Source organism: Pantoea agglomerans, assembly GCF_021397715.1.
Lineage (GTDB): Bacteria > Pseudomonadota > Gammaproteobacteria > Enterobacterales > Enterobacteriaceae > Pantoea > Pantoea astica.
In genome coordinates this window covers 205,831-227,784 of record NZ_CP090208.1, presented here as the reverse complement: position 1 = coordinate 227,784, position 21,954 = coordinate 205,831, and the positions used below count along the sequence as shown (strand labels likewise).

Annotated in this window: 21 protein-coding genes; 15 read left to right on the top strand and 6 right to left on the bottom strand. The window is 54.7% G+C overall.

Annotation, left to right across the window (positions count from 1 at the left end; translation table 11 throughout):
• Nucleotides 1-190: 190 nt before the first annotated feature.
• Nucleotides 191-928, top strand: coding sequence for a metallophosphoesterase (locus tag LZU96_RS20765; protein ID WP_233988465.1), 738 nt, complete (start codon nucleotides 191-193; stop codon nucleotides 926-928).
• Nucleotides 929-1,007: 79 nt separating this feature from the next.
• Here the strand turns inward: LZU96_RS20765 and LZU96_RS20760 are convergent, their stop codons facing one another.
• Nucleotides 1,008-1,742: a 2-phosphosulfolactate phosphatase gene (locus LZU96_RS20760; RefSeq protein WP_233988463.1), complete on the bottom strand. Its 735-nt coding sequence runs from the start codon at nucleotides 1,740-1,742 to the stop codon at nucleotides 1,008-1,010.
• Nucleotides 1,743-2,012: 270 nt separating this feature from the next.
• Between LZU96_RS20760 and LZU96_RS20755 the strand changes: the two genes are divergently transcribed.
• Nucleotides 2,013-2,636, top strand: a complete 624-nt coding sequence (locus LZU96_RS20755) for a hypothetical protein (protein WP_233988462.1) — start codon at nucleotides 2,013-2,015, stop codon at nucleotides 2,634-2,636.
• Nucleotides 2,633-3,127 carry a surface-adhesin E family protein gene (locus LZU96_RS20750; RefSeq protein ID WP_233988460.1) on the top strand — a complete coding sequence of 165 codons (495 nt, stop codon included), beginning with the start codon at nucleotides 2,633-2,635 and terminating at the stop codon, nucleotides 3,125-3,127. The genes LZU96_RS20755 and LZU96_RS20750 overlap by 4 nt, the downstream gene beginning before the upstream one ends.
• Before the next feature lie 274 nt (nucleotides 3,128-3,401).
• Here the strand turns inward: LZU96_RS20750 and LZU96_RS20745 are convergent, their stop codons facing one another.
• Complete coding sequence (locus LZU96_RS20745; protein WP_233988458.1) at nucleotides 3,402-4,520, bottom strand: ABC transporter ATP-binding protein; 1,119 nt, start codon at nucleotides 4,518-4,520, stop codon at nucleotides 3,402-3,404.
• A gap of 323 nt (nucleotides 4,521-4,843) precedes the next feature.
• Between LZU96_RS20745 and LZU96_RS20740 the strand changes: the two genes are divergently transcribed.
• The 6 genes from LZU96_RS20740 (at nucleotide 4,844) to LZU96_RS20715 (ending at nucleotide 11,978) form a co-directional block, all read left to right on the top strand.
• Nucleotides 4,844-6,064 (top strand): extracellular solute-binding protein, encoded by a 1,221-nt coding sequence (locus LZU96_RS20740; RefSeq protein ID WP_233988456.1) that lies wholly within the window; start codon nucleotides 4,844-4,846, stop codon nucleotides 6,062-6,064.
• Nucleotides 6,065-6,106: 42 nt separating this feature from the next.
• Nucleotides 6,107-7,414 carry a carbohydrate ABC transporter permease gene (locus LZU96_RS20735; RefSeq protein ID WP_233988455.1) on the top strand — a complete coding sequence of 436 codons (1,308 nt, stop codon included), beginning with the start codon at nucleotides 6,107-6,109 and terminating at the stop codon, nucleotides 7,412-7,414.
• A 10-nt stretch (nucleotides 7,415-7,424) separates the two neighbouring features.
• Nucleotides 7,425-8,276, top strand: coding sequence for a sugar ABC transporter permease (locus tag LZU96_RS20730; protein WP_233988454.1), 852 nt, complete (start codon nucleotides 7,425-7,427; stop codon nucleotides 8,274-8,276).
• Nucleotides 8,277-8,279: 3 nt separating this feature from the next.
• A complete protein-coding gene (locus LZU96_RS20725; protein ID WP_233988452.1) occupies nucleotides 8,280-9,473 on the top strand; it encodes a glycoside hydrolase family 53 protein in 1,194 nt (397 codons plus the stop codon).
• A 46-nt stretch (nucleotides 9,474-9,519) separates the two neighbouring features.
• On the top strand, nucleotides 9,520-11,592 hold the full coding sequence (locus tag LZU96_RS20720) for a beta-galactosidase (protein ID WP_233988451.1): 2,073 nt from the start codon (nucleotides 9,520-9,522) through the stop codon (nucleotides 11,590-11,592).
• A 71-nt stretch (nucleotides 11,593-11,663) separates the two neighbouring features.
• A complete protein-coding gene (locus LZU96_RS20715) occupies nucleotides 11,664-11,978 on the top strand; it encodes a glucose PTS transporter subunit EIIB (protein ID WP_233988450.1) in 315 nt (104 codons plus the stop codon).
• 82 nt (nucleotides 11,979-12,060) lie between these two features.
• On the opposite strand, the gene LZU96_RS20710 is transcribed toward LZU96_RS20715, so the two are convergent.
• Nucleotides 12,061-13,323: a maltoporin gene (locus LZU96_RS20710; RefSeq protein WP_233988448.1), complete on the bottom strand. Its 1,263-nt coding sequence runs from the start codon at nucleotides 13,321-13,323 to the stop codon at nucleotides 12,061-12,063.
• 266 nt (nucleotides 13,324-13,589) lie between these two features.
• On the opposite strand from LZU96_RS20710, the gene LZU96_RS20705 reads away from it, so the two are divergent.
• Nucleotides 13,590-14,660 (top strand): LacI family DNA-binding transcriptional regulator, encoded by a 1,071-nt coding sequence (locus LZU96_RS20705; protein WP_233988447.1) that lies wholly within the window; start codon nucleotides 13,590-13,592, stop codon nucleotides 14,658-14,660.
• Nucleotides 14,661-14,857: 197 nt separating this feature from the next.
• Complete coding sequence (locus LZU96_RS20700) at nucleotides 14,858-15,487, top strand: LysE family translocator (protein ID WP_233988445.1); 630 nt, start codon at nucleotides 14,858-14,860, stop codon at nucleotides 15,485-15,487.
• A gap of 218 nt (nucleotides 15,488-15,705) precedes the next feature.
• Here LZU96_RS20700 and LZU96_RS20695 read toward each other — a convergent pair whose 3' ends face one another.
• Nucleotides 15,706-16,482 carry a hypothetical protein gene (locus LZU96_RS20695; protein ID WP_233988444.1) on the bottom strand — a complete coding sequence of 259 codons (777 nt, stop codon included), beginning with the start codon at nucleotides 16,480-16,482 and terminating at the stop codon, nucleotides 15,706-15,708.
• Nucleotides 16,483-16,789: 307 nt separating this feature from the next.
• Between LZU96_RS20695 and LZU96_RS20690 the strand changes: the two genes are divergently transcribed.
• The 3 genes from LZU96_RS20690 (at nucleotide 16,790) to LZU96_RS20680 (ending at nucleotide 18,896) form a co-directional block, all read left to right on the top strand.
• Nucleotides 16,790-17,245, top strand: coding sequence for a GNAT family N-acetyltransferase (locus tag LZU96_RS20690; RefSeq protein WP_233988443.1), 456 nt, complete (start codon nucleotides 16,790-16,792; stop codon nucleotides 17,243-17,245).
• A gap of 198 nt (nucleotides 17,246-17,443) precedes the next feature.
• Nucleotides 17,444-18,562, top strand: a complete 1,119-nt coding sequence (locus LZU96_RS20685; protein ID WP_233988442.1) for an alkene reductase — start codon at nucleotides 17,444-17,446, stop codon at nucleotides 18,560-18,562.
• Nucleotides 18,563-18,578: 16 nt separating this feature from the next.
• Nucleotides 18,579-18,896 (top strand): ArsR/SmtB family transcription factor, encoded by a 318-nt coding sequence (locus LZU96_RS20680; RefSeq protein ID WP_094119022.1) that lies wholly within the window; start codon nucleotides 18,579-18,581, stop codon nucleotides 18,894-18,896.
• Nucleotides 18,897-19,128: 232 nt separating this feature from the next.
• Here LZU96_RS20680 and LZU96_RS20675 read toward each other — a convergent pair whose 3' ends face one another.
• Nucleotides 19,129-19,605, bottom strand: coding sequence for a nucleoside deaminase (locus LZU96_RS20675; RefSeq protein ID WP_233988441.1), 477 nt, complete (start codon nucleotides 19,603-19,605; stop codon nucleotides 19,129-19,131).
• The gene (locus tag LZU96_RS20670; protein WP_233988440.1) at nucleotides 19,598-20,911 is read right to left on the bottom strand and encodes a nucleobase:cation symporter-2 family protein; all 1,314 of its coding nucleotides are present in this window, start codon (nucleotides 20,909-20,911) and stop codon (nucleotides 19,598-19,600) included. Before LZU96_RS20670 ends, LZU96_RS20675 begins: the two co-directional genes overlap by 8 nt.
• A 127-nt stretch (nucleotides 20,912-21,038) precedes the next feature.
• On the opposite strand from LZU96_RS20670, the gene LZU96_RS20665 reads away from it, so the two are divergent.
• Nucleotides 21,039-21,929 carry a LysR family transcriptional regulator gene (locus tag LZU96_RS20665; protein ID WP_233988439.1) on the top strand — a complete coding sequence of 297 codons (891 nt, stop codon included), beginning with the start codon at nucleotides 21,039-21,041 and terminating at the stop codon, nucleotides 21,927-21,929.
• Nucleotides 21,930-21,954 lie beyond the last annotated feature (25 nt).

The window sequence follows — 21,954 nt, the reverse complement described above, 5'->3', positions numbered from 1 at the left end:
TGACTGACAGGCCAGGCGTTATGCCATTTGCTCTCTGGGCGCTGGCGATCGGTGCATTTGGTATTGGAACCACTGAATTTAACTGAATAACGTTAGAAAGCCATCGTCGGCAAAGCCCGGATGCCGGATGATAGCTTTTGACTGTGTTAAGCTCCGCCGTTAACACCCCATCGAAAACGTGGAGGACGCTATGCTGATAGCTCAGATTTCGGATATTCATGCCTCATCTGAAAACGATCATCTTCAGCGATTCGAACAGGTGCTGAGGTGGCTTGCGAATCTGCATCCGGACATAGTCGTGCTTACCGGTGACCTGACAGACGGCGAGTGGCGCGAAGGCTATAGAGAGATCGCTGAACAACTGGAACAGCAGGATTATCCTTCATTAGTTCTGCCGGGAAATTCCGACGCTCGCCATTTAATGCGAATGACATGGGGTGAGTCACAGGGGGCTTCTGATGCGTCGCCACAGGCTCTGCACTTTAGTCGTGATATTGGCGGGTTGAAACTACCAGGTCTGGATTCGACAGTTGATCACCAGGATTATGGCAGCGTTTCCGGGCATCTCGAATGGCTGAATAAACAACTCAACAATAGAGGGGACTCGCCAGTGCTGCTCTTTATGCATCACCACGTCTTTGAATCTGGCATCCCGACCCTGGATGAATCGATGTGCAGAGGAACGGGCCCGCTGGAAACGCTGATTAAAAACGCACCGGCCAGGCTGCTGGCGATTGCTACCGGGCATGTACATCGGCCAGTAGCAGGTACTTTTGCCGGTATTCCGGCTTATATCTGTGGCTCCGTCTGCCCGGCTAATCCTGTATGGTTCGGAACAAAAAACATTCCCCCGGTCGCTGAACCGCCTGCGTTAATGATTCATCGCTATGTCAACAACCGGCTTACCAGCCATCATGTCTGTGTGTGACTTATACCTCAATCCCCCGCAGCGGCAGGCAAAGCACCTGAAAGAAAAAGAAGATTACGTTTCCCGCTGAGCGGGTCAGTCAGGTCACCGCTGACGCATAAAACTCCCCCTTCAGCCGGCACGCTTGTTTAGCCGTATCAACCTGTAGGCAGAGCACGGTGTCTGCATCAAATCCACGCTGCTGGAGTTCAAGCGCTGAGGCACATTCACCAAGAGGCTGCAGATTTTGTGCCTGGTAATATTGCCAGACAGCCACCGCCGCCTGTGCTTCGGGTGAATAATCCTGGCGTCCCATTGCGGCGATAATGCCGCCTGCTGCGGTGTAATCTTCAACCGCGGGACGAAGACTACCGTCAGGCCATCGCTCACCACAGGGGATGATCAGTATACGGTCAAAACGGCGGCAGGCATTTGCTGTGGCGGTCATGTTCCGTAAGCAGCCGGTGAAAACCGGCTTACCGGTCTCCCGCGCCCTGAACGAAATCGCGGAGCCGTTAGGCGACGGCAGTACCAGGCTTTCACCTTCGCGAATGTTTTGAATCGAAGCCGGCGACAGGCTATAACCTTCACCGCTGAATCGACGGTCCGGGCTGGCTGCCTGTGCTCCGATTTTCATCGCATATTGACGTGCGGAATCGTCTTTCCACGGCCAGGGATAAATGCGCGCACCCTTATCGACCGCCAGGCTGACGCAGGTCGAAAATGAGATAACGTCGATAATAACGATGCAGTCTGCTTCGCTGGCTAAGCCCTCCACGGCAGACAGGCCCCACTCAAGACGAACCCCGAAACGCTGCTGGCTGAACGCATCCATGATCTTTTCTCAGTTAATTTTTCCGTTGATAACAGTAAACATAGCGTCACTGAGCTTCGTGTTCTTATAATCCTGAGCTAACGCTGTTCATGAACAGGGGGTATCTGGTCGCCGGAAACGACAGCGTTGATTCGGGTAACCTCAAGGGTGCTTCGACCATGCCAGGCACAGGCTGAATCAATCATGCACCCGTCCGACAGTGAAAGAAAAAACATAAAGTTCCATTGCGCTGCGCCGATAAAAAAAGCGTTTTTTATATAGGGATATGAGATGCGTAAAAATATCTATACCACTGGCCTCCTGCTGGGAATGACAGGACTGACATTACCTGCTTACGCGAATACGCTGACGCAAAGCCTGACCCGTTGTGATTCAACCTTTTTCAACGAAATATATCATCAGCGGGCCACTCTGAGCCGCGTCGCACCGCTAACGGTTGACCATCAACAGCGGGCCTGGTTCAAAGCGCCGGTCGACGGCAATGGCACCCTCTGGTTTACCCAGCCTCTGCATGAATTAAACCTGACGATTACCGGTTATAATCTGCAAACCAATAACTTCGATGCCATCAACTACGGTAAATACTATTTCTGGGGACTGGTTTTCAAAGAATCACCACAAGAGGTCCTTTCCAGACTCGATCATTTGAGCTGGACCAGGGCCGGAGATGAATATGTCTCTCAGGCGATGATTAAAGCAAACCCAGACAGTGGATGGGAAATAAACGCGCAAGCGGTCTCTGACATTGCTCCGGCAAAAGAAAGCACCGAGAAACTGTTATTACTCAGCAAAGGCAAACAAGGCACATTATTACTCTGTTCCGTTCAGGGAAATGTCACGCCTGAGATGCTCGTAACGTTACGACCTGACTTAACTGCTGAGGCGGCAAAATGAAAAAACTGACATGGATGGCATTACTTCTTCTGACCGGCTGTGCGGAAACCAGCAAGCCACCGCCGCAAACGCCGGTAAAAGCTCCGGCAGGTCTGATAAAAGTTCTTGCTGATGACGACTTAATTTCCTATGCCGATTTCAGGGTAATTTCCACCTATCAGGGGAACCCTCACCTGCGTCAGTTTTATTTCATCAACAACTACGTGAAACAGAGACTGATTATAAAAGATCCGCCCGTTTACGTTGCCAGTTCCCGGGCCATTAATGTGATTAACTGCGAGCAAAACCAGCGTGCTGTTTTGAACCGGTCAATGTTTTCAAAACCCTTTGCGGAAGGCATTCTTGTTCACGTCGGAGCGGAGCCGGGGCAGTGGAAAACGTTCCCGAAAGATTCTCTTTTCGGCATGATTGCAGAGAGCATGTGCAATATTCCCGTTGAAAGACTCAAGCCAGAGCCGCCGAAAGACAACCGCAAGCCGCTGCTGGATTAACCGCCAACAGGCCGGGCGAAACGGGATGATGAGGTCACGACTTCTGCCTTGAACCTGAATCAGATACTGAACGGTAAACGGATGACTGGCAGATAAAAATCAACCGCTTCAGGGAATGAGCCGCTTCTGAAATCAGGTTGGGGTGAAAGGGACAGCCTGGCCTGAGGAAGCGATTGATCGCGGTGTCACGGCAACAATCCGTAAGACCATTAGCGCGCATCAAAAGCGTAACAGCACGCCCGGCGATCGCCATCACCGGGCTTGTTGACAGTAATCAGGCGGCGCGAACCTGCGGCATCGCGATATCCGCGCTGATGCGCTCGCCCTGGGCATCAAACACCATGCAGTGATGCGGATGGAAGGTGGGTCGCAGTGTCTGGTAGGGACGAAAATGGACATCGCCCGGCAGCAGCATTTTGAAGCCGTCGTAGCCGTGGCTCTGACCAAACAGATAGGTATTGTTACCGAGTCGCTCCACCACTTCGCAATGAAAATTCAGGTTAAGCGGCCCGTCGCCGTTAATCTGCAACTGTTCTGGTCTGATCCCCAGCGTGATCTCATCGCCTGGCTGCAGCTGGCGCAAGGGTGAGGGGAGTTGCAGCCGGTGCTCGCCGTCGTTGACTACCGCGATCAGGCCGCCGGGCCCGCACTGCTCTACGCGTGCCGGCAGAAAATTCATTTTCGGTGATCCGATAAAGCCAGCGACAAAACGGTTGATCGGATTGTAATAGAGCGCCATCGGCGACCCGACCTGTTCCACCTTGCCGTAGTTCATCACCACAATCTTATCGGCCAGCGTCATCGCTTCGGTCTGATCGTGCGTCACATAAACCATGGTGGTTTTCAGCTCCTGGTGCAGCTTTGCTATGTGCAGGCGCATATCGACACGCAGTTCGGCATCAAGGTTCGATAAGGGTTCATCGAACATAAATACCCGCGGATTCCGCACAATCGCGCGACCAATTGCCACACGCTGACGCTGACCGCCGGAAAGCTGCTTTGGTTTACGATCCAGCAGATGCGCCAGCTGCAGCGTTTTCGCCACCATCTCCACCTGATGCTCAATCTGCGCTTTCGGCAAACGGTTAACTTTCAGGCCGTAGCCGATATTCTCCGCCACGGTCATATGCGGATAGAGCGCATAGGACTGAAACACCATCGCCACACCGCGATGTGAGGGCGCGATGTCATTCATCACCTCATCGCCAATCAAAATCTCACCGTCACTGATCTCCTCCAGCCCGGCAATCAGCCGTAACAGCGTGGACTTACCGCAGCCGGACGGGCCAACGAAGACAGCAAATTCACCGGTCTCGATATCGAGCGTGATGTTTTTCAGCGTTTCTGTTTTACCAAAGCGTTTGGTGACGTTTCTTAATCTGATGCTGGACATGCTGATCCTCATGGCAGGGATATGGCTGCTTAAATGTACGACGTATAACAGATGGTTAATTTTCACGTCAGCCCTGATGGTGCCTGAGTTGACTATAACGTTGCACCGAAGCGCGCCCTACCGCTGTTTTTGATTTCTGTAATACCGATCACACATTGGTGCTAACAGGCTGGAGCGGCGTCAGCGTTCCGCGTAGCGTAGGCCCCCTGTGCGATACGTTATCCAGAATCAACCTGCCCGTTTAGTCAGGACTCTGCAGGCGTTAGCAAAAAGATTTCAGCGAATGACAGCTAAAAATGTCATACCTTCACATGAGGACAGAAATGAAAATTAAAATCAGCGTTACGCTACTCCTTTCAGCATTGATGCTTAATCAATCCGCCTGGGCCGCTCAGCAATTGACCATCTGGGAAGATATTAAGAAATCGGACGGAATCAAAACCGCGATCGCCGATTTTCAAAAGCAGTACGACGTTGAGGTAAAAGTGCAGGAGATGCCGTTTGCCCAGCAGATTGAGAAGCTGCGTCTGGATGGTCCGGCGGGCATCGGCCCGGATGTGCTGGTCATTCCGAACGATCAGCTGGGCAGCGCCGTGGTACAGGGCCTGCTGGCCCCGCTGAAAATGGATGCGGCGGAACAGAGCGCCTACACACCGTCAGCGATGGCAGCCTTTACGCAGAACAAGGTGGTCTACGGCGCGCCGAAAGCGGTTGAGACGCTGGTGCTGATTTACAACAAAGATCTGCTGCCATCACCGCTGAAAACCCTGGATGAATATCGCGCCTTCTCGCAAAAGCAACGCGCGGCGAAGCAGTATGGCCTGCTGGCGAAGTTTGATCAGATCTACTACAGCTGGGGCGTAATGGCTCCGATGGGCGCCTATATCTTTGGCAAAAATAGTGATGGGACGCTCAATACCCAGGATGTCGGGCTGAACACTGCGGGCAGCGTCGACGCGGTCAGCTATCTGAAGCGCTTCTTCAGCGAAGGGCTGTTGCCGGGCGGCATCATGGGCGACAACGGGCTGAACGCCATCGACTCGCTGTTTACCGAGAAAAAAGCGGCCGCGGTGATTAATGGTCCGTGGGCGTTTCAGCCTTATCAGGCGGCCGGGATTAACTATGGTGTCGCTCCGCTGCCGCTGCTGCCCAACGGCAAACCGATGAGCTCGTTCCTCGGCGTGAAAGGGTATGTGGTCTCAACCTGGAGTAAAGATCAGGCGCTGGCGCAGAAATTCATCACCTTTATTAACCAGCCGCAGTACGTCAAAGAGCGTTATCAGAAAACGCAGGAAATCCCACCGGTCACGGCGCTGATGAACGATCCGATCATCAAAGATGATGAGAAAGCTAACGCGGTGGCGGTGCAGGCCACGCGCGCGTCGGCCATGCCAGGCGTACCAGAGATGCAGGAAGTCTGGGGTCCGGCTAATGCGGCGCTGGAGCTGAGCGTTTCCGGCAAGCAGGAGCCGAAAGCGGCGCTGGATAATGCCGTGAAGCAGATCACCATGCAGATCGAAGCGATGCAGGCCAGCAACCAGTAATGGTGCGCCGGGCGATAATCCCTACAGGAAAAGGATCAGGGTGTGGCTATTTCTTCCGATGAACATCTGGTCAGCGCTACGCGTCCGCGTCGTCATGCGACGACGGGTGCGCTGCTCGCGCTGCTGCCTGGCTTCGGCCAGTTTTATCACCGCCAGTGGGCAAAAGGGCTCTGTTTTCTGATTTTGCTCGCCAGTTTTACCGGCGTCTTCCACGATTTTCTGCGTGAAGGGATGTGGGGACTCTATACGCTGGGTGAAGTGGTCCCGCGCGATAACTCCATCTTCCTGCTGGCAGAGGGGATCATCAGCCTGCTGATTGCTGCCTTTGGCCTTGCAGTCTGGGGAGTGTCGGTGCGTGATGCCTGGCTGAATGGCGTAAAGCGTGACAAGGGTCAGCCACTTAACAGTGTGCGTCAGCAGTATCAGCTGCTGCTGCGCGACGGCTTCCCTTACCTGATGATTTCACCGGGCTTTATTCTGCTGGTGTTCGTGGTGGTGTTTCCGATTCTGTTTGGCTTCGCGATTGCCTTCACCAACTACAACCTCTACCACACGCCGCCGGCGAAGCTGGTGGATTGGGTGGGATTCAAAAACTTTATCAACATTTTCACCCTGTCGATCTGGCGATCCACCTTCTTTGACGTGCTGCAGTGGACAGTGGTCTGGACGCTGCTGGCCACCACGCTGCAGTGCACCGTGGGCGTGATGCTGGCAATTCTGGTCAATCAGAAAGACCTGCGCTTTAAACCGCTGATCCGCACCATTTTTATCCTGCCGTGGGCAGTGCCGGGCTTCGTCACCATTCTGGTGTTTGCCGGCATGTTTAACGACAGCTTCGGGGTGATCAATAACGCCATTCTCGATTTCTTTGGCATCGCGCCAAAGGCGTGGATGACCGATCCGTTCTGGAGCAAAACCGCGCTGATCATGATGCAGACCTGGCTCGGCTTCCCGTTTGTCTTCGCGATGACTACTGGCGTGTTGCAGGCTATTCCGGACGATCTCTATGAGGCGGCGATCATGGACGGCGCCAGTGCCTGGACGCGGCTGAAAACCATCACGCTGCCGCTGGTGCTGTATGCGATTGCGCCGATCATCATCACGCAATACACCTTCAACTTTAATAATTTCAACATTATCTACCTGTTTAACAACGGCGGTCCGGCGGTGGCGGGGTCGAATGCCGGCGGCACCGATATTCTGGTGTCGTGGATCTACAAGCTCACCATGTCGTCGTCGCAATATGCTATCGCCGCAACTATCACCATTCTGCTGTCGATTTTCGTGGTGGGTCTGGCGCTGTGGCAGTTCCGCGCGACCCGGTCGTTTAAACAAGATGAGATGGCGTAAGGGAGCAGTTATGGCGAAGTCCGGCAGTATTAAACGCGAACGGTGGGTACGCCTGTCGCTGACCTGGCTGGTGGTGCTGGCCGTCTCGACCATCATCATTTATCCGCTGGTCTGGACGGTAGGAGCATCACTGAATGCGGGTAACAGCCTGCTCAGCAGTTCGATCATTCCCGAGAATGCGTCGCTACAGCACTACCGCGATCTGTTCAACGGCACGGTGCCTTATCTGACCTGGTACTGGAACTCGATGAAAATCAGTTTCCTGACCATGGTGCTGACGCTGGTGAGCGTCAGCTGTACCGCCTACGCCTTTTCGCGGTTTCGCTTCAAAGGGCGGCAGAACGGGCTGATGCTGTTTCTGCTGTTGCAGATGATTCCGCAGTTTTCGGCACTGATCGCGATTTTCGTGCTGTCGCAACTGCTGGGGCTGATCAATAGCCACATGGCGCTGGTGCTGATCTACGTCGGCGGCATGATCCCGATGAACACCTATCTGATGAAGGGCTATCTCGACTCGATACCCAAAGATCTGGATGAGTCGGCGCGCATGGATGGCGCGGGCAACTTCCGCATCTTTGTCGAGATCATCATGCCGCTGTCGAAGCCGATTCTGGCGGTGGTGGCGCTGTTCTCCTTCACCGGTCCGCTGGGCGATTTCATTCTCTCCAGCACCATTTTGCGTACACCCGATCAGTTCACCTTGCCGATCGGCCTCTATAACCTGGTGTCGCAAAAGATGGGCGCCAGCTACACCACCTATGCGGCGGGCGCGGTTCTGATCGCGGTGCCGGTAGCGGTGTTCTATCTGGCCCTGCAGAAATACTTCGTTTCTGGCCTGGCCTCAGGCAGTACTAAAGGATAAATCATGACGCCAAAAACCTTATTTCTCGCCCTGGCGCTGGCCTGGGCGACACCGCTGCTCGCCGCTCATTCGTCCACTATCGCCTCCGCCGGGCCGTGGCCAGCGGATTTCATCAAAGGCGCGGACATCTCTTCGCTGGCGGAACTGGAGAAGCAGGGCGCGAAATTCTACAACGCCGCTAACCAGCAGCAGGATGCCATCGCCATTCTGAAAGCCAGTGGCATCAACACCATTCGTCTGCGGCTGTGGGTTGATCCCACCGACGGTAACGGCCAGACCTACGGGGGCGGCGGCAACGATCTGGCGACCACACTGGCGCTGGCGAAGCGGGTCAAAGCCGCTGGCCTGAAGCTGCTGCTCGACGTGCATTACAGCGATTTCTGGACCGATCCCGGCAAGCAGTTCAAACCAAAGGCCTGGCAGTCGCTGACCTTTCCTCAGCTGGAAACGCAGATTCATGACTATACCCGCGACACCCTCGCACGTTTCAAAGCGGAAGGCGTGATGCCCGATATCGTGCAGATTGGCAATGAACTCAACGGCGGGATGCTCTGGCCAGAGGGAAAAAGCTGGGGCCAGAACGGCGGCGAGTTTGATCGTCTGGCCGGTCTGCTGAAAGCGGCGATCGGCGGGCTGCGCGAAAACCTCAGCGATCCGCAGCAGGTGAAGATCATGCTGCACCTCGCTGAAGGGACTAAAAACGACATGTTCCGCTGGTGGTTCGACGAAATCGTTAAGCGTGATGTGCCGTTCGATGTGATCGGCCTGTCGATGTACACCTACTGGAACGGCCCGATCAGCGCGCTGAAAGCCAACATGGACGATATCTCCCGGCGCTATGACAAAGATGTGATGGTGGTGGAAGCCGCCTATGGCTACCAGCTGGAAAACTGCGATAGCGCGGAGAACAGCTTCCAGGCCAAAGAGGAGCAGGCCGGCGGTTATCCCGCTACGGTCACGGGCCAGGCGGCCTACCTGCATGATCTGATCAAAGCGGTACTGGCGGTGCCAGACCATCGCGGCAAAGGCGTGGTGTACTGGGAACCCGCATGGATCCCGGCGCCCGGCAACACCTGGGCCACGCCTGCCGGCATGAAATATATCCACGACGAATGGAAACAGGGTAACGCCCGCGAAAATCAGGCGCTGTTTGACTGTCACGGCAAGGCGCTGCCTTCGCTACAGGTTTTTCATTAATCATTAGCGCAAACGCTGATGTCTCTGACACCTCTGAGGAACAGATATGAATAAATTTCCCCCGATCAGCGCCAGGGTGACCTCGCTGCTGCATGGCGCTGACTACAATCCGGAACAGTGGCAACATCAGCCGGGCATTATTGATGACGATGTAATGATGATGAAGCAGGCGCACTGTAACGTCATGTCCGTCGGGATTTTTAGCTGGGCGAAGCTGGAGCCGGAAGAGGGACGCTATGATTTCGGCTGGCTGGATGAGGTGATCGACAAGCTCTGGCAGCAGGGCATTTCGGTGTTTCTCGCCACGCCGAGCGGCGCCCGTCCGGCCTGGATGTCGCAGGCCTACCCGCAGGTGTTGCGGGTGGGTCGCGATCGCGTGCCTGCTCTGCATGGCGGCCGGCATAATCACTGCATGACCTCGCCGGTTTATCGCCAGAAAGTACAGGCGATGAACAACCAGCTGGCGGCACGTTACGCCCATCATCCGGCGGTGATTGGCTGGCACATCTCTAATGAGTATGGCGGCGAGTGCCACTGCGATCGCTGTCAGCAGGCCTTTCGCGGCTGGCTGCAGCGCCGCTACGAAACGCTGGAGAAGCTGAATCACGCCTGGTGGAGCGACTTCTGGAGCCATACCTACAGCGACTGGTCGCAGATTGTCTCACCGGCTCCGCAGGGTGAAATGTCGATTCACGGTCTGAACCTCGACTGGCGGCGTTTTATGACCGATCAGGTCAACGACTTCTGCCGCGAAGAGATCAAACCGCTGAAGCAGGCCAATCCCGATCTGCCCGCCACCACCAACTTCATGGAGTACTTCTACGATTACGATTACTGGAAGCTGGCCCCGACGCTCGACTTTATCTCCTGGGACAGCTATCCGATGTGGCACAACCAGCAGGATGAAACCGCGCTGGCCTGCTACACCGCGATGTATCACGATCTTATGCGAACCCTGAAGCAGGGCAAACCCTTTGTCCTGATGGAGTCGACGCCGAGCGCCACTAACTGGCAGCCGACCAGCAAGCTCAAAAAGCCGGGGATGCATATTCTCTCGTCTTTGCAGGCGGTCGCGCACGGTGCCGACGCGGTGCAATATTTTCAGTGGCGTAAAAGCCGCGGCTCGGTCGAGAAATTTCATGGTGCGGTGGTCGATCACGTCGGTCACCTTGATACCCGAACCGGCCGCGAAGTGAGCGAGCTAGGACGGATGCTGGCGGCGATGACTCCGGTGCTGGGCAGCCGGGTTGAGGCCAGAGTGGCGATTATTTTCGACTGGGAAAGCCGCTGGGCAATGGATAACGCGCAGGGTCCGCGCAACCTCGGCCTGCACTATGAACGCACGGTGAATGAACACTATCGCGCGTTCTGGGAACAGGGTGTGGCGGTCGATGTGATCAACGGCGACAGCGATCTCAGCGGCTATGAGCTGGTGATTGCGCCGATGCTCTACATGGTTCGTGATGGCTTCGCGGCGCGGGTGCAGCAACATCTGGAGCGGGGCGGTCACTTTGTTGCCAGCTACTGGAGCGGCATCGTCAACGAGAGCGATCTCTGTTACCTCGGCGGATTCCCTGGCCCGCTGCGGCCGCTGCTCGGCATCTGGGCAGAAGAGATCGATAGCCTGACCGACGAAGAGTTCAATGGCGTACGCGGCGTCAACGGTAACGAACTGGGCCTGTGCGGGCCGTATCAGGCGCGGGAACTTTGCGAGCATATTCATCCGGAAGGCGCAACGGTCGTGGCCAGCTACGAAAGCGACTTCTACGCCGGAACTCCGGCGGTGACCGTTAATCAGGTCGGCAAGGGCAAAGCCTGGTACATCGCATCGCGTAATGATCTGCCGTTCCACCGTGATTTCTACGGCGCGTTGATCCGGCAGCTGGCGTTACCGCGTGCGTTGCCGATGGCGTTGCCGCCAGGCGTGACGGCGCAGAGCCGTACCGATGGTGAACAGGCGTTTATCTTCCTGCAGAACTACACCGGACAGGCGCAGCAACTGCAACTGCCAGCCGGGATCAGCGATCTGATCAGCGGCGTCCCGCTGACCGGCGCGCTGACCCTGGCACCCTGGGGCTGTCGCGTATTGCGTGCGCCACAGGACAACAGCGCCTCCTAGGCGAGGCGGTTAGCGTTATCAGCAACACGGCGGGCAGCAGCCCGCCTTTTTCTTATCTGAAGGAGAACAGAATGGTCAGTCTGAAATCGTTTAAGCACTACTTCAGCCGGCAGGCGCTGCCCGCCGGTGAGGCACCGGTTGACGGTGAACTGCTGGATCAGCTAATGCGCTGCTTTGGCGGGCGCGACAATATTCAGCAGGTCGATGCCTGCTTAACCCGGCTGCGGGTGACGGTGAAATCGCTGGCGGCGGTGGATACGGCCGGATTGCAGCAGGCGGGAGCGATTGGCGTGGTGATTCTGGGACACGAGGTGCATGCGATCTTCGGGACCCGGTCCGATCGTCTGCGTCAGCTACTGGAGAGACGCTTCTTTCAGGCGGAATAAAAAAATGGATAACCGTTACCGGTTATCCAAATAAGCCCCTGCATAAGCGCTTAATAAAGACCACAACGAGGAGATAGTGCGTTTACCACCAGGCTTCGACCTGTACGCCGAAGTTCCAGGTGTCATTACTGGTGTTGTCCTGGAAACTGTGTCCGTTTTCAGAATCATTCAGATAAGACGCAAACAGGCGCAGTTCAGGACGTGACATAAACTCCGGACCAGCGGCCAGACCCAGCGCCAGGGTATATTTCTGTCCCGCCTGCTTATAATCACCGCCGACTTTGTTCTCATCTTTCTGCCAGAAGCTACCGACTTCGCCGATGCCGCGAACATACTCGGTAAACTGATACTGACCGCGGCCTACCAGCGACAGCAGGGTGCTTTTGCTGGTCTGGGCTGTCACATCATCTGCTTCACCCCAGGTGAAGACCTGGTTTAACGAGAACTTGTCGGTAATCGGCAGCAGACCGGTGTTGATCACGCGGTAGCCTTTGGCGTTGCGGGTATCATTCCACATGTCATACCAGCCGCCGCCCTGTGAAATCATGTTCTGCGCCAGGCCTTTGTCGGCATACTGCAGCACCAGTTTCTGATAGCCGCCCCAGATATCCTGGCTGATTTCGCCGGTCAGCATCACGCCGTTCTCGGCGTCATACAGGCCGCCATACTCTTCCTGCTTTTTGGTGGTGTTTGGCATGGCGTAATCGATGCCGAACTCAGTCCAGGCCCCGCTCCAGGGTTTCCAGCCCGCATAGCGCAAATCAAGATAGTTAATGTTGACGTCGTTATCGCCATCGACGCGGTAATCCACATCGTTAGCATCGCCCCGAATCCATGCGAACGAGATGGCACCCGGACCCAGCGTGTAGTTTTCAATACCGGCCCCGGAGCCGGAGATATTCCAGTATTTGGTATCGATGATGTGCAGATCGTGGCGCTGGTAGTAGCGTTTACCGCCCCAGATCACCGCATTCTTATCGCCCGGCACCAGCCCTTTGATCTGCAGATTAAGCTGACGCAGGCCAAACTGCGCATCGTCGCCGAAGGTGGTTTCGTTATCGTTGGAGCCGTCGGAGAACATGCTGACCATGGTGTCAACGTAGAAGCTGACATCATCCTTTTTGTAAACTTCGCTGCCCAGTTCGATCTCGCCGTAGGTATCGGCCTCATTGCCCAGTCGGCCGATTTTATTCTTCTGGTACTCTTCAATACCGCCATCCTGCGACACACCTACGCCGCCACGCAGATAGCCGTGGAAATCGATGTTGTCGATCGCGGCATACAGCGATGGAGAAGCCAGGGCAGCAGCGAGCGCCACAGCAGCAGTACGTAACCTTGTTTCCATGTTATCCTCATTTTGTATTTGTAATACGTTCACATGACAGCGGCAGTAAACGCTCTTTGGCAGAGGAGTGACAAATTAAATCGCGGCAATGTGTGACGTATTGCAAAGAAATGACGGTGTTATGTAACGAAAGGTGAATCAGATCACCAAATCGCAGGATGTGAAGGTATTACTTTTATTTTTTATTCAGGCAATGTGACTGCGGTATCCTGGCGGGATGGTGAGCTGTGATAACATTTCGTCATTGGTCATCAGGGATGCGAATTATGAAATCAAAAACTGCCACCTTGGAAGATGTCGCCCGCCATGCAGGCGTCTCTTATCAGACGGTGTCACGGGTTTTAAACAAGTCAGCAAACGTCTCAGCCTCAACGCGGCGCAAGGTGGAACAGGCTATTGAAACGCTGCGCTACGTACCCAACCGACTGGCGCAACAGTTGGTAGGCAAGCAGAGCACTACCCTGGGTCTGGTGACCACTTCGCTGGCGTTGCATGCCCCGTCGCAGGTGGCCGCCGCGGTAAAACGCTACGCCAACGCCGCTGACTACCAGGTGCTGATTGCGATGATTGATGAGAACGTCAATCAAAGTCTGCAGGATTGTATCAATGAGCTGAAGTCTCAGCGGGTGGATAAGGTGATCATTAACGTCCCGCTGGAGAGCAGTGATGCAGAGCACATCGCCCAGCAGAACGAAGATATCCTCTGCCTCTTTCTGGATGTTGACCCTTACAGCGCCGTGTTTAACGTTTCGTTTAATCCCGCTGACGGTACCCGCGCCAGCGTTAAATATCTTTATGAGCAGGGACATCGGGAATTTGCCCTGCTGGCCGGTCCTGAGCAGTCGGTGTCGGCTAACCTGCGGTTAAAGAGCTGGCTGGATACGCTCGAAAGCTATCGCCTGAAGCCGGTCAGCATCAGCCACGGTAACTGGGATGCGCAGAGTGGTTACAACGGGGTGCTGCAACTGCTGCGCGAAGCGCCGGACTTCAGCGCGCTGCTGGTGGGTAACGATCAGATGGCGCTTGGCGTACTCAGCGCGCTGCATCAGCGCGGCGTTGCGGTACCGGGGCAAATCTCGGTGATTGGCTACGATGACACCTATGAAAGCGCGTTCTTTCATCCGGCGCTGACCACGGTTTCGCTGGATCTCGATCTGCAGGGCAAAGAGGCGGTGGCGCGTATCCTGTTGGCCGGCGAGCACGATGAGCAGCGTTCTTCCTCTATCCTGCCCGCCAGGCTGGTGGTGCGCAGCTCAACCGGTGCCGCTGGACAGCAGCAGCGGGATTTGAAGCAGATCGCCGAACAGCTGAGGCTGATTGCCAGTCGGCTTGAATAGCGCGGGCTGAACGCAATAGGGAAAAAATGGTGTGATGACGAGCCGGCAACTCAGCGGCTGACGCATTCCCCGATCGGCAAAAACCACCGGGACAGCCAGGCCGCATCATCCGATCGGGATAAACGAGGCGGAATGCTGGCTTTTGGCGCGAGCCGATATAGAGTGGCCACAGCACCACTCTGATAAACGAGGCAAACATGGCGTTTTCGCACGAGTTAATCCTCATTTACACCACTTACTTTGTAGCAACGGCCAGCCCAGGGCCGAGTAATATGGCGATTATGGGGACGGCGATGAAAAAGGGGCGCGCTGCTGCCCTGGCGCTGGCCGGTGGCGTGATAGGCGGTTCGATGCTGTGGGCACTGCTGGCCGCCTGCGGCGTGCTGACCGTGCTGGCGACCTTCGCCCAACTGCTGATCGTGTTGAAAATTGGCGGCGGGTTATATCTGCTGTGGCTTGCCTTCAAAGCGGGGAAATCCGCGCTACGCCGACCGGATGAGGCGCAATACGCGCCAGGCGATGAGAAGGTCGCCTATGCCAGGCTGTTCCGCCAGGGCATCCTGATGCATATCGGTAATCCAAAAGCCATTCTTACCTGGGTCGCCATTATGTCCGTTGCGCTCAAGCCGGGCGCGGCGGCCGCGGCGTTGCCCATGATCCTCTGCGGCTGTGCAGCGATCTGCGTGATGGTGTTCTGCGGCTATGCGTTACTGTTCTCCACCGCGCTGATGAGTGCTTTTTATCGGCGTATCCGGCGCGGGCTTGATGCGCTGTTAGCCTGCTGCTTCGCCATTGCAGGCCTGAAGCTGGTACTGAGCCGAAGCTGAAGGCGCTGGAGGGTGACCTGTGCAGGATGCCAGTTCGCTTTGATCCCTGATACAGAGTTGGCGTTGAGCGAGAAGCGGGACTTCTGTCAGCATTACAGCCTGCGCGGCAACAATACTTTCGGCCTGCACTGAATAATAAAAAAGCCGCCATTGCTGGCGGCTCCGAATGTGTTCACGAGCGCTGAGCGTCATCGGCAACGCTGCCGGCGGCGCTTTTTTTATCCGTTGGCGGTAGCGGTTTTCATCGCCGGGCGCTGCGGCAGCAGCCAGAGAAACGCGATGATAATCAGCGCCAGCGTCAGCGAGGCGCTATAGCGACTCAGCGCCAGTCCGCCGGAGGCCACAGGCTTATCCAGGAAGTCACCCACTACCGCACCCAGCGGGCGGGTCAGAATAAAGGCTGACCAGAACAGCGCCGTCCGCGAAAGCGAGGTAAATCGACTGGCGGCCCAGATAATGCCCAGCGCGCCAACAAACAGCAGGATCCCGCCGTCGTAGCCCAGACCTTCACTGTCTGCGGTCCAGTCACCTAACGCGGTGCCCAGCGTTTGAGAAAACATGATGGTAATCCAGTAAAAACTCTCTGAGATAGAGTTGTTAACGGAATTTACCGCGATGGTGCCGCAGGTAATGCGCCAGATAAACAGTGAGAGCACCAGCAGCGTGCTCAGCAGCAGTGTACCGCCCAGATAACCTATTCCCAGCGAGCGATCGGCGAAGTCCGCCAGCGTGGTGCCGACAGTGGTGGTGGCCACAACGGTAAACCAGTAGATCCATTTGTTAAAGCTGTGACGTTTAATCTGCACCACCACCGCAATGAAAAAGATGATGGCGAAAATCAGGGTACCGGTGAGGTAACCCAGATTCATCGACATGGTTACCGCATCGCCGCCGGTTTCACCCAGGGTGGTCGCTGCGATTTTGGTTAACCAGAAAGCCGCGGTGACGGCAGGAACTTTGCTCAGAGATAAAGTGTGTGTCGTATTATTTTGCATGGGGTCGGGCTCCGGAAAAGCCCAAAATGGGCTAATACAGCCTGCAGGTTATCGGATTAATCTTAAGAAAAGGTTAAGCTGCAGAGATGTTTCAGCGAAACTTTTCTGATGCCGGAATCGAATTATTTTGTGGGAAGAGGTGCATGATGTTTGATGTTACGGCCGCCAGGGATGGGGAGCGGGGAGTAGTCGATCGGCGAAAACGACACTGTTTATCCTGTTATTTCGCAATATCGTCGCTGACGATCAACGCATTTTTCATTAATATCTTTTTATATTCAACAGCCGTCGTACAACAGGTATCCCTATGATCACCGTCGAAAAAGCAGACCCATCTGCGCCAGACTCGCTCGATTTGATTGAAAAGTTGTCAGCAGAGCTGGCTGCGATCACTGGCGATAGCGGTAAACGCCATTTCACAGCAGAGTCTGTACAAGGAGAGCGTTCACTATGGGTTGTGGCAAGAAACAAACAGGGTCATGCAGTTGGATGCGGGGCTATCCGTCCACTCGCGAATGATATAGCTGAAGTTAAGAGAATGTTTTCAGATCGAAGTTCTGCTGGCATTGGCAATGCGTTACTTACTTTTCTGGAAAGCTCGGCGAAGCGTATGGGTTATCACGCGTTGTGGCTTGAAACCCGGCGAATCAATCGTCGGGCGGTTGAGTTTTATAGTAAAAATGGCTACTCAGTCATTGAGAATTACGGACCTTACAGCGGCCGGGACGAGGCGGTGTGTTTCGCAAAAAACCTGCAAGGCTGAGAGAGCGTTAACTTAACCCGCGTAGCGCGGCTGACGGCCTTAAATAACGCCTCCCGGCATGACGCATACAGGCTAAGCGCACCGTCAGGCTGCAACCCCTTGTCACCTTCAGCAGGGCAAAAAGCACGAACTACACATTTACAAATTTAAATGTGTAAATATAATGTCGCCACTTTCGACATTAAAGGATTTTTCGTTATGCCCTCTTTATTCGCTCCCCTGACGCTGGGTGACCTTCAGCTCCGTAACCGCATTGCACTGCCGCCGCTGACGCGTTGCCGCAGTGAGCAGCCTGGCAATATTCCCGGTGAGATGATGGTGGAATATTATCGCCAGCGTGCCGGTGCGGGTTTTATGATCACCGAAGGCACACAGATTGAACCCCGTGGTCAGGGATATGCCTGGACGCCGGGCATCCACAGCGAAGCACAGATCGCCGGCTGGAAAAAAGTGACTGAGGCTGTACACCAGCAGGGCGGGACGATTTTTTGTCAGCTCTGGCACGTTGGCCGGGTATCGCATAATGAACTGCAGCCAGGCAAGCAGGCGCCGGTCGCCCCTTCAGCCGTTGCCGCAGATAACGTCAGAGTCTTTATCGAAACCGGACCCGGTGCCGGCAGGTTAACCGCGCCCAGTGCGCCGCGTGAACTGACCACTGCTGAAGTCAAAGAGCTGGTGGCGCTCTATCGCCGTGCCGCAGAAAACGCCAGAGAGGCGGGTTTCGATGGCGTCGAACTGCATTCCGCCAATGGCTATCTGATAAACCAGTTCATCTCCGAACACACTAACTTCCGTACAGATGAATATGGCGGCTCACTCGAAAATCGTCTGCGTTTCCTGCGCGAAGTGACCGAGGCGGTCAGTGCGGTATTTGGCAGCCACCGGGTCGGCGTCCGTTTTGCACCGCTGTTTTCAAGCACCGATGAAGAACGCGTCTACCTGGGTCTGGTAGAAAGCGACCCTCATGCGACATACCTGCGCGCCGCGCAGCTACTGAATGCGCTGGAAGTCGGCTATCTTTCCATTGCCGAAGCCGACTGGGACAACAGCCCGGATCTGCCTGAAGATTTCCGCATCGCGCTGCGCGAAACTTTCCGCTCGCCGATTATGTACTCAGGCCGCTATACGCAGGAAAAAGCGCAGCGGATGCTGGAAAAAGGCTGGGGCGATCTGTTTGGTTTCGGCCGTACTTTTATCGCCAATCCCGATCTGCCTGCGCGATTGAAAGCGGGTCATCCGCTGAACAGCGTCGATCACGCCTCCCTGTATGGCGGCAGTGAGAAAGGATATACTGACTATCCGGTCTATCCATCCTGATGTTTTGCGAGGCGGCATGTCACCCGAAAATGCCCTGAAATTACTCTCCAACCCGACACGGGTGGCGGTACTTAAATGGCTGAAAAATCCTGACGAAGCGTTTGCGGGTTATTCGCAGCTCTATCCTTTCGATCAGTATGGCGTCTGTGCCAGCCTCATCCAGGACAAGGCGGGCTTATCACAGCCCGCCACGTCGTTATGCCTTAAAGCGCTGCAAAACGCAGGCCTGGTGGAAGCCAGCAAAGTGGGTAAATGGACCTATTATCGCCGCGCCGAGCAGCGTATTCATGAAGTCACTGCTGCGGTGACACAATCGTTGCAGCAACTTTTATAATCTCCTTTCATCAGGTTTACCTTTTTTGATTGCTGGCCGACGGCCTGGCGAGGACGCCTTTCGGCGCAGCGAGTTCAGTAACCGGCGCGGTGGCTGGCTGAACAGTGAGCGCGCTTCAGGGTTTGCCTGATATTTAATTTTCCGGACTTATTGCTGAAAAATAAGTCCGGAAACGGAAAGCGTGTTTTATCCGGAATAAACACACAGCCTGATACGCTGAAATATTATCGCCTCACCGGGTTGCCCAAAAATCTTTTTGCAACCTGAGCGTCTCTTCTTCAACCTCCTCTACCGGGCCGGTCAGTTCAATGTTTTTCTGCCCATGCTGAAAAACATATGATGCAGGGATATGCATGGTCGGGTTTTCATTGTGGTTACCGGTACACTCCAGCAGACGAGCTTCGCTCATTCCATAAACGACCCGGCCAATATTGGCCCAGTAAATCGTCCCGGCACACATGCAACAAGGCTCTACCGCGGTGTAAAGCGTACAGTTCCAGAGATATTCAGCAGAAAAATTGCTTGCCGCGATTCGCGCCAGGGTTGATTCAGCATGATTAACGCTATCGATATTACATTGGGTCAACAGCACCGTCTCCTTATCAGGGGCCACCAGCACCGCACCGAAAGGATGATTACCTAAAGCGATAGCGCGTTTCCCGACCTCGTTCGATATTTTCAGGAATTTAATATCCGTTGTGTTATTCATTATTTTCTCCTTTTCGGGCGTTCAGTAGGGCATTGAGTAAAACAGCCGTGAATCCACCCATAAAAATGCCGCTGTCAAAAATTAATCTTAATGACGACGGAAGCGAATTAAACAAAGCAGGGAAGGCCATAGGGATAACACCGACGCTTATCGATACGGCAACAATCAGCATATTATTATCATTTTGAAAACTGACTTCTTTGAGTTGCTGGATACCAGCCGCCAGCGTCATGCCAAACATCAAAATGCCCACGCCGCCCAGTACGGGACGAGGAATTGCTGACACAATCGCACCCAGTTTCGGAAACAGGCCAAGCAACACCAGTATCACACCTGCGGCAGCCAGGACCGATCGACTGGTGATGCGCGTGAGCATGATCAGCCCGGCATTTTGAGAAAAGGCATTGTACGGAAAGCTGTTGAGACAGCCGCCGATCATCGTTGAAAGCCCGTCAGCGCGTATCGTATCGGAAAGGCGTTGTGATGTTGTCGGACGACCGATCAGCTTATCTATCAGCAGGACATTGCCGGTTGTCTCTGTCATGACGATGATCATCGCCAGACAGGATATAAAAACAGGAACGGGTGAAAACACCGGCAGACCAAAAGAGAAGGGCATACTGATACCGATCCACGCAGCATGAGTGACGACGGAGAAATCGGTTAATCCTGCGATAAAAGCGATCAGGGTGCCTGCTCCCATCCCCGCCAGGATGGCGAAATTTCTGATGATGCCGCGCGTCTTGCAATAGAAGATCAGCGTGATCACCAGGGTAGCCAGAGCGAGTAATAAATGAGAGGGGCTGGCAAAATCAGGGGCGTCAGGGTTTCCGCCGCCAATCCAGATTGCCGCTGCGGGCATCAACGAAATGCCAATGATGGTAATCACACAGCCAATCACAATCGGCGGGAAAAAGCGGACCAGGCGGCTAAACAGAGGGGCGATAAGCACCGTAAACAACCCACACGCGATGGCCGAACCAAAAACCGTCGTAATCCCATACTGCTGGCCGATCATCGCCATCGGTGCCAGCACGATGAAAGAGCATCCCTGGATTAACGGCAATCTTCCGCCAAAGCGACTGATACCGACAGACTGAAGCAGGGTAGCGAGTCCGGATGTCAGCAGGCAGGCGTTAACCAGCGTCACCGTCTGAGCGCCGTTTAAGCCCATTACTGACGCAAGGATTAAAGGCACCGTGACCGTGCCCGCGTACATAACCAGTACATGCTGGAAGCCCAGCGACGCTATGCGTCCGGGGCTCAGCGAGCTTTGAGGTGTCTTTGCTGCAATCAACGTTTCCATAAGCATCCCCGTCATTATTCAAAAAAGAGAACTCACTCTATATGTAAAAAAATGATAAAAGTGAGTGAGCTGTTTTCAGATAAATTGAAAGCTGAGGGGTAAATTGAAATATTCATTGGAACAACTTATGACCTTTGAACAGGTGGCCAAATCGGGTTCCTTTTCTGCTGCTGCGCGTCATCTGAGGAAATCTCAGTCTTCCGTGAATATGGCGATGAGCAATCTGGAGATTGAACTCAACGTTGCGCTTTTCGAGCGAACGCCCAGGCAGGTCAGGCTTACGCCGGAAGGGGAAGTGCTGCGGGAATATGTCAAAACGATACTGGAAAGGTGTCATGCGTTTGATCAGCGTGTAACCGCCTTTAACCAGCAGATTGAGAGCCACGTCAGCCTGGCCATCGAGCTTCCCTACATCACTATTGCGCCGGTGCTATATGAATTCTCTATGACCTTTCCTGAAGTCGATATTCATATTAAGGAGCCGTTCCGTGGCGACGTGGAAGCCATGGTGAAAAGCGGTGAGGTGGATCTGGGTATTACCCTTTCTCATTCTGTTGAGAGTGAGACTATTCAGTTCACCCAACTGGGTAAGGTGGTGATGGTCCATGTCGTCAGTGTTGATCATCCGCTTGCTCAACAAATTCCGGTTTCCTTTGCCGATCTGCACAACTGGCGCCACATTACTTTTGGCTCACAGGAAAAAAAGATCGCGACGACAGAATATTTAGGCAGCCCGATGCTGTGGCGAGTGGAGAGTTACAGTGCCATGCTCGATGCGGCTCTGGCGGGTCTGGGATGGGCTTCGCTACCCCGCGAATTTGTTTATCGTGAACTTCAAACCGGCAGGCTGGTTGAATTACGGCAGCAGGAATATCCGCACACAGACTGGATTGTCGCGGTGGATCTGCTGTGGTCAAAACAGGCCAAAGCCGGAAAAGCACAAATCTGGCTTCGCGATCGTTTAGTGAAGCATAAAATTTTTGAGCAGGATAATGCGGGTAACAGGACAACGCTGTAGTTCTGCTATTCTCTTTCGCCCTGAT